At 70.5% G+C, this 6437-nt stretch carries 5 protein-coding genes and 3 pseudogenes; 3 read left to right on the forward strand and 5 right to left on the reverse strand.

The window, feature by feature from the left end; all coding sequences use genetic code 11:
- Positions 1-120: 120 nt before the first annotated feature.
- Entirely contained in the window at positions 121-1548 is a 1428-nt protein-coding gene (locus VR44_RS25075; RefSeq protein WP_045949857.1) for a carboxylesterase/lipase family protein, read from the reverse strand.
- Positions 1549-1817: 269 nt separating this feature from the next.
- On the reverse strand, positions 1818-2093 hold the full coding sequence (locus tag VR44_RS25080; RefSeq protein WP_211275124.1) for a putative quinol monooxygenase: 276 nt from the start codon (positions 2091-2093) through the stop codon (positions 1818-1820).
- Positions 2094-2235: 142 nt separating this feature from the next.
- On the opposite strand from VR44_RS25080, the gene pdxR reads away from it, so the two are divergent.
- Positions 2236-3681: a MocR-like pyridoxine biosynthesis transcription factor PdxR gene (gene pdxR / locus VR44_RS25085; protein WP_063778965.1), complete on the forward strand. Its 1446-nt coding sequence runs from the start codon at positions 2236-2238 to the stop codon at positions 3679-3681.
- A gap of 111 nt (positions 3682-3792) precedes the next feature.
- Positions 3793-4119: pseudogene (locus VR44_RS49205) on the forward strand (hypothetical protein); the annotation flags it as partial.
- A gap of 296 nt (positions 4120-4415) precedes the next feature.
- Here VR44_RS49205 and VR44_RS44170 read toward each other — a convergent pair.
- Both VR44_RS44170 and VR44_RS42920 read right to left on the reverse strand, forming a co-directional pair.
- The gene (locus tag VR44_RS44170; protein ID WP_157880397.1) at positions 4416-4718 is read right to left on the reverse strand and encodes a hypothetical protein; all 303 of its coding nucleotides are present in this window, start codon (positions 4716-4718) and stop codon (positions 4416-4418) included.
- Positions 4719-4812: 94 nt separating this feature from the next.
- Positions 4813-5418 (reverse strand): annotated as a pseudogene (locus VR44_RS42920) (ATP-dependent DNA ligase); the annotation flags it as partial.
- A gap of 257 nt (positions 5419-5675) precedes the next feature.
- Here VR44_RS42920 and VR44_RS25095 point away from each other — a divergent pair.
- Complete coding sequence (locus VR44_RS25095) at positions 5676-6095, forward strand: hypothetical protein (RefSeq protein ID WP_045949858.1); 420 nt, start codon at positions 5676-5678, stop codon at positions 6093-6095.
- A gap of 136 nt (positions 6096-6231) precedes the next feature.
- On the opposite strand, the pseudogene VR44_RS42925 reads toward VR44_RS25095, so the two are convergent.
- Positions 6232-6437 (reverse strand): annotated as a pseudogene (locus VR44_RS42925) (helicase associated domain-containing protein); the annotation flags it as partial.

Genomic DNA, 6437 nt, shown 5'->3' on the forward strand with positions numbered 1-6437 from the left:
CGGCTTGGTGTCACCGCGAGGCCGTACCTGAAGTCGCCGGGGCGGCCGGGCCAGCCGATGACCTTGTCGGCCGGCGGAACGGCCGGCGGCCGGGATTCCGATGGCGTGTGGCCGGTGTTGCTATGCGGGGCTGGTGCGTTCCCAGATCTGGCGGGATGCTTCGAGCGGGTAGGCGGTGTCGGTGGGTGGGAGGTTCCAGATCCTGGTGGTGGGCTGGTCGGGGGTGAAGCGGGGCCAGCCGGGGTCGCCGGTCCGTGCGAAGGAAGTCCAGGCGGTGCGCAGGCGCTCGGACAGGTCGGCGAAGTCGGCGGGCGGTGGCGAGCCCAGGAACAGCGCTGCGTAACGGGTGTTGGGGTTGCCGAAGGTGAAGGGGACGTCGATGCCGTGGGCGGCCCCGAGGGCGTGGCCTTGCCAGGTGAAGTCGTACAGCCAGGTCCGGCCGCCGGCTCGCGTGTGGGCTTGGGCGACGCGGGTGGTCGGCATCCGCACCAGCGCGTCGGACAGCACTCCTGTGAACAGGGCGTCGTCGGAGAGCCCCGGGTAGCCCTCGCGGTAGGCGGCGGCCGCGTCCTTGCCGAGGCCGACGGCTTCGGTGACCTGCCCCAGGTCGATGTCCTGCGCTGCGGGGACCGGGCCCTGGCCTCGGTACTCCTCGTGGGTGAACCCGCAGATCAGGTCGACTTCGCCGCCCGCGCCCGCCTCGAAGGCGGTCCAGGGCTGTCCGGTCACCAGGTCGTCGTCGACGACGGGGCCGAACGCGGTGAAGCCGTCTTCGGGGCCGCGCAGTGGCGCGTCCTGGACCGCGAGGAGCGCCTCGGGCGGCAGGGAGGCCAGTGCGTCCCAGGTCGCGGGGAGGCCCGCGGCCCGGGCGATTGCCGTGGTGGCGGCGTGGGCTTCGGTGCGGGTGCGGGCTCCCGCCGGGATGCTCTGGGCGATCACGCGTCTGAACAGGCCACGCGCCGCGGGGGCGGACGCCAACAGGACAGCGGACGCGGCTCCGGCCGACTGGCCGAACACGGTCACATTCGCGTTGTCGCCACCGAACGCGGCGATGTTGTCCTGGACCCACTGCAGGGCCGCGATCTGGTCGCGCAGCCCGCGGTTGTCCGGGAAGCCCGACAGGTGACCGAAACCCTCGAAGCCGACCCGGTAGTTGAAGGTCACCACGACGACACCCGCAGCGGCGAGCGCGGTGGCGTCGTACTGCGGCATGCTCGCGGAGCCGTACTTCCACACGCCCCCATAGATCCACACCATCACCGGCAGACCGGCCGCACCCGGGTCGGGAGTCCACACGTTCACGGTCAGGCAGTCCAGCCCGTCCCCGGGCCGCCATATCGCCGGTGCACCGGGTGCCGGGGCGAGTTGCGGGGGCGCGGCCCCGAACGCGAGCGTGTCACGAACGCCGTCCCACGGCGAGGGCGGCGCAGGGGGCTGGAACCTCAGCGGGCCCTCGGGCGGGGCGGCGAATGGGATCCCACGGAAGCACGCGATCTGGTCCCGGCTCGTCCCGCGGATCTTCCCTGCGGACGTGACTACCACTGTCATGCTGACCTCCTCGGCCAAGACACCTGGCCGCGACCGGCCAGTGTGTTTCTACGGCGCGGTGGCGGCCGGCCTTCTGCTCATTGCTCCGCGTGGGTATGCGGGGCGGGGTTGTCGGCGGGTGGGGCCCGCACGGGCGCAGCAGACCGGACTCACGTCGCCTACCTGCCGGACACCACCTGACCGATAGACGGGCACCCGCCAGGCTCATTTCAGTGTCCAGCACGCAAGACCAGCAAGAACGCACCCGCCACCATTCGCGGTGGGCAGACTCAGGCGATGTGGCGGAGAAGACTGACGCGAAGCTCGCCGTCGAGGAGGTCGTCCATCCGGGCTGCGAAGTCCTGTAGGTGGGCGGTCTGGAGGTTCGCGGCGTGGTCGGCGCGGCTGCGCCAGATCTCGTAGAAGCAGAACGAGGCGGGGTCGTCCACATCCACGTGCAGGTTGTAGGTGACGCAGCCCGGCTCGCGCGACGTGGGCGCCACGAGCGCTGTGAGTGCCTGGTGCAGAGCCTGCTCCTTGCCGGGCTTGGCCCGCAACTGAGCCACGACTGTCAATGCGTCAGATTCGATGTTCGTCATGTTCGTCATCAGGGTGCTGGGTGTTCCTGTTCATGGCGCGGTGACCCGTTGCCACCAGCTGCACAGGACGACGCTAGGGGCAAGTAGTCCGGCTATACAGTCCTCTTTCATGGACAATGACCGGACCAATCGAGCAAGCGGCCTCCTCATCGAATTGTCCGAGGACGGCGGGTCGCTGTACGAGCGATTGACGAGCGGGATCAGGACCGCCATCGTGGAGGGCCGCCTGGGACCGGGCCACCTGCTCCCCCCGAGCCGCGCACTGGCTGCCGAACTCGGCTGCTCCCGATGGGTCGTCAACGAGGCGTACACCCAGCTCGCCGCCGAGGGCCAACTTCAGACGCGGCAGGGCTCCGGCACGCGCGTCACGGCCCATCCCACCAGGCCCAAACCGGACCGGGCACCAACGACCCGGCGGGCCCCTGCCGCACCACCGGTGGTGGCCGACCTCCGGCCGGGCACACCGGACGTGGCCGCGTTCCCCGCACCCGGGTGGACCCGCTCCCTGCACCACGTCCTCGCCACCGCCGACTGGGAACCGTCGGTCTTTCCGCAGGCAGCAGGGACGCAGCGGCTGCGGGAGGTCGTCGCCGCCCATCTCCGCCGGGTACGCGGACTGGCGGTCGAGGCTGACGAGGTACTCATCACCTGCGGCACCTCCCACGGAGTGTCGCTCGTCGCGCGGGTCCTGGCCGCACGCGGGGTCCCGCACCTGGCCGTCGAGGATCCCGGCTGGCCCCGTCTGCACCAGGTCGCGGCCGCCGCCGGCCTGCCCACCGAGCCGGTCGCCGTGGACGCCGAGGGCCTCGACGTCGAGGCCCTGACACGAACAGACGCCCGGGCGGTGCTGTGCGCACCGGCCCACCAGTTCCCCACCGGCGCGGCTCTGTCCCCCGCACGCCGGAGGGCTTTGCTCACCTGGGCCGCGCAGCACGCCGCCGTCATCGTCGAAGACGACTACGACGCAGAGTTCCGCTACGACCGCAGACCCGTCGGCGCGCTGGCCGGCCTCGACCGCAACCTCGTGGTCTACCTCGGCTCGGTCAGCAAGACCCTGCATCCCGGCCTGCGTCTGGGCTGGATGGTCCCACCGCCGGCACTGCGCCAACCGCTGCTTGACGCCCTCGACACCGCGGCCGCCGGCCCCAGCACCCTGGACCAGCTCACCTTCGCCAGGCTCGCCGGCACCGGCGGCTACGACAAGCACCTACGCCGCGTACGCAAGACGTACAGGGCCCGCCGCGACGCCCTCGTCACTACGCTGGGCAGCCATGCCGTGATCCGCGACTGCGGCCCGGTCCGCGGCATCGCCGCAGGCCTGCACCTGTTGGTCCCCCTGCCCTCCGCACTCGACGACCACACGATCGTCGAACACCTCGCAGACCGCGGCATCGCCACCGCCGCCCTATCCGGATACACCACCCGACACCAACCGCCGGCCCTCGTCATCGGCTACGGCCGACTCGCCCCCAGCCGCGCGCAGTGGGCAGCCGAACAGATCGCGGAGGTCCTCCTTGACCAGCTACCGACTCCACGCTCAGGGGTGACCGGCTAGCAAGGCCGTTGGCATGCGACATGCGGATGGGCCCGGGCTGAAGGCGAGAGCTCGGGAGCGCCGCGAGTCGGGCGGCCCTTAGAAGCCGCTGTCTTTCCGGGCGTGAGGGATGTGCTTCTGGTCGTGGGGCTTCTGGAACAACGCGAGCTCACCGCTTGTGGACGAACTGCGGGAAGAGGCCGATCGTATCCAGGCCGAGCTGGCCGTGGCCGAGCGGGAGTGGAACGAGTGGGTCATCGCCCGCTTGCGCGTCGGCGAGGTGCTGGCGCCGGACGACGTCGATCCCGCCGGACCCGAGGCCTCCCAGGATCTGAGAGATGCCGGTGAACAGCCGTGCGGCCCGAGCTTTCGGAGGCGGCTAAGCCGAAATCGGTGGTGCCAATGTGGCGTGCGGGGCTGGCCTGGTCGGCATTGTCGGTGGACCACCAGCGCATCCTGTTCGGCAGTCCCACCGAAGATTCCAGGTTGGTCGGGCGCGCTGTCGAAGGCGCCGGGCGTGTGAGGGCGTCCGGCCACTTCTTGCAGGCACCCTGGCGGGTAATGCCCCCACACGGCTCCCAACTGCTCGTAACTTGCCCCGTCGGTGCCGGCCGTCGCCCTCTACAAGGCGGCCCGGCCGCTGTCCGGAGAGGCGAAAGCCCAGCTCAGGGGTGCAACACGGGCCGCGTTGCAGTCAGCGGCCAAGGGTGTGCGGCCGCCGACGGGGCGGAGCCAGGCCGGCGAGGCCATCCGGGTCAGTACCCCTCGCGCACCTCGAAGACGCCGCTGTCCCAGTACACGGACGGCTTGTCGGCCTCACTCGGCCAGTCGCTCTGCAGATGGCGGCGGCCGTGTCCGAGGGCTCCGACCCGGTGCGGGCTCAACCGCCCCGCCATCAGGTCGTCCGCTTCGGCGTCCGTGATCGGCAGAACGGTCCGGTACTGTGCGTCCTGTGAGGCGACCCAGTCGACGTACTCGGTGAAGACGCTCGCGAAGGCCTGCGAACAGAGGCCGCAGCGCTGGACAGAGACGATGAAATGCGAGTCGTCCTGAATCATCCTTTCGACCCGGACCCCGTTGTGGCTCTGATGGTGCGCCTGGGCCACCAGGGCGTCCTCGGCGCAGCAAGCCGCGCACCCGAAGCCTGCGTGGTCACTTCCATACTGCGAACCCACGGACCCCCCCCGCCTGAGCTGTCCCTGATCGGCCGTCACCATAGCAACCCACCTCGCAACGGGGGGCGCGCCCATCTGCGCGGGTCACAGGGTGCGACAGCGCCCGATGCGACAGGGAGTGCGACGGCAGCTGGCTCTCAGTGGCTGTTGTCGTTCTGGACTTGAGGACTGCGTTCTCGCTTTTCAGGCGTAGTTTCGGCCGTCTCGTGGGAGTGGTGACGTGTCGTCTCGTCACTTCGATGGAGGTCGGGGATGCCGTCGGTCGTTGGGCTTCTGGAACAGCATGATCGCCGACGACCGCCTCCGTCGTCTCGCGCGTCTTGTACTTCTGCCGGCCCCGCACGGCAGGACGATGGGGCTCGTCCAGCCGCTTGAAGACCACGCCTTCCATCCCGACCGACGCCCACGTCAGCCACTCGCGCACCGTCTCCGCCTCGGTGGTCGACGGACACAGCACCCACGGCGCCGTCAACCGCCGTTCGGCGAACACGGACTCCAGCGCTGCCCTGCGCTGCCGGTACGGCCACGCGGTCGCATCCGTTGCGGACAGCCGCACCACGTCGAACGCGACGAAATTCGCCGGCCACTCGCCCGCGGCCCGAGCCGTACCAGCGCCACGCCGGGCCGGCCCGGCCGCAGATCACAGTCCAGGACGGCAACGGTCGGGAACGGATCCGGCAGAAGTACGCCGAGCCGTTGTTTTGCGGGTGGAATTGCCTGGGACCGCGCCCTGACACCGTGATCGACTGTGCCTGCCGCAGGGGCGCCCCTACCGCCCCGCCGGCCGGAAGGAAGCGCGTCCGTGCCCGAATGGGACGGTCGCACGCACGAAGGAGAGACATGCTGGTTCGCAAGTTGAAGGCGGCCGCGGTCGCGGCCACTGCGGTGGCGAGCGCCGCGGTGATGGCCACACCGGCCCAGGCGGGGGCGGCCTACTGCTCGCATGGAGGCGGCGCCTACCTCTGCGAATACTCGCCGACCACCCGCGTCCTGCCCAACGGCACGAAGCAGGACTTCGTCGTCGGCACCGACCGCGCGGTGTGGACCCGCTGGACGGACTCCGACGGGGACTGGTCGCGGTGGATCTCCATGGGCGGCAAGGCGTACAGCAAGGTGTACACCTACGACTACGACACCAGCGACCCCTGGTCCTTCCGAATGTTCTACTACGACCAGCAGGCGGAGTACTGGGGCCGTAACCGCGATCACGACGGCAACTGGTCCGGGTGGATCCACTACGACACCCCGCTCAACGGCTGACCACCACGAGCCGGCCGCATGACCCCAGCGGCCCGGCCGGAGCTCCCCCAGCCCGTACGACGGGTTCCGTGAACGGGAAGCGTTCGCGGAACCCGTCGCCGCCCCGCTCAACGACGAGCGAGGTGGCCTGTCACGCTCAGTCGACGCCGAGTTTCGCGAGGGCGGCGAGCTGGTCGGTGGTGGGCTTGTCCCGGCGGCTCTCGGTGTTGGAGACCCACACACCCAGCTTCACGACCACCGGCTCGGCCCCACCTTCGACCTGCGATCTCTTCGCCGTGGGCGCGGGGCGCCGGCCGGAGGGCGCCTTCCCGCTCCACCCACTGCGCAAGGGCCGCCAGGCCC

It is taken from the genome of Streptomyces katrae, from assembly GCF_000966975.1.
GTDB lineage: Bacteria > Actinomycetota > Actinomycetes > Streptomycetales > Streptomycetaceae > Streptomyces > Streptomyces katrae.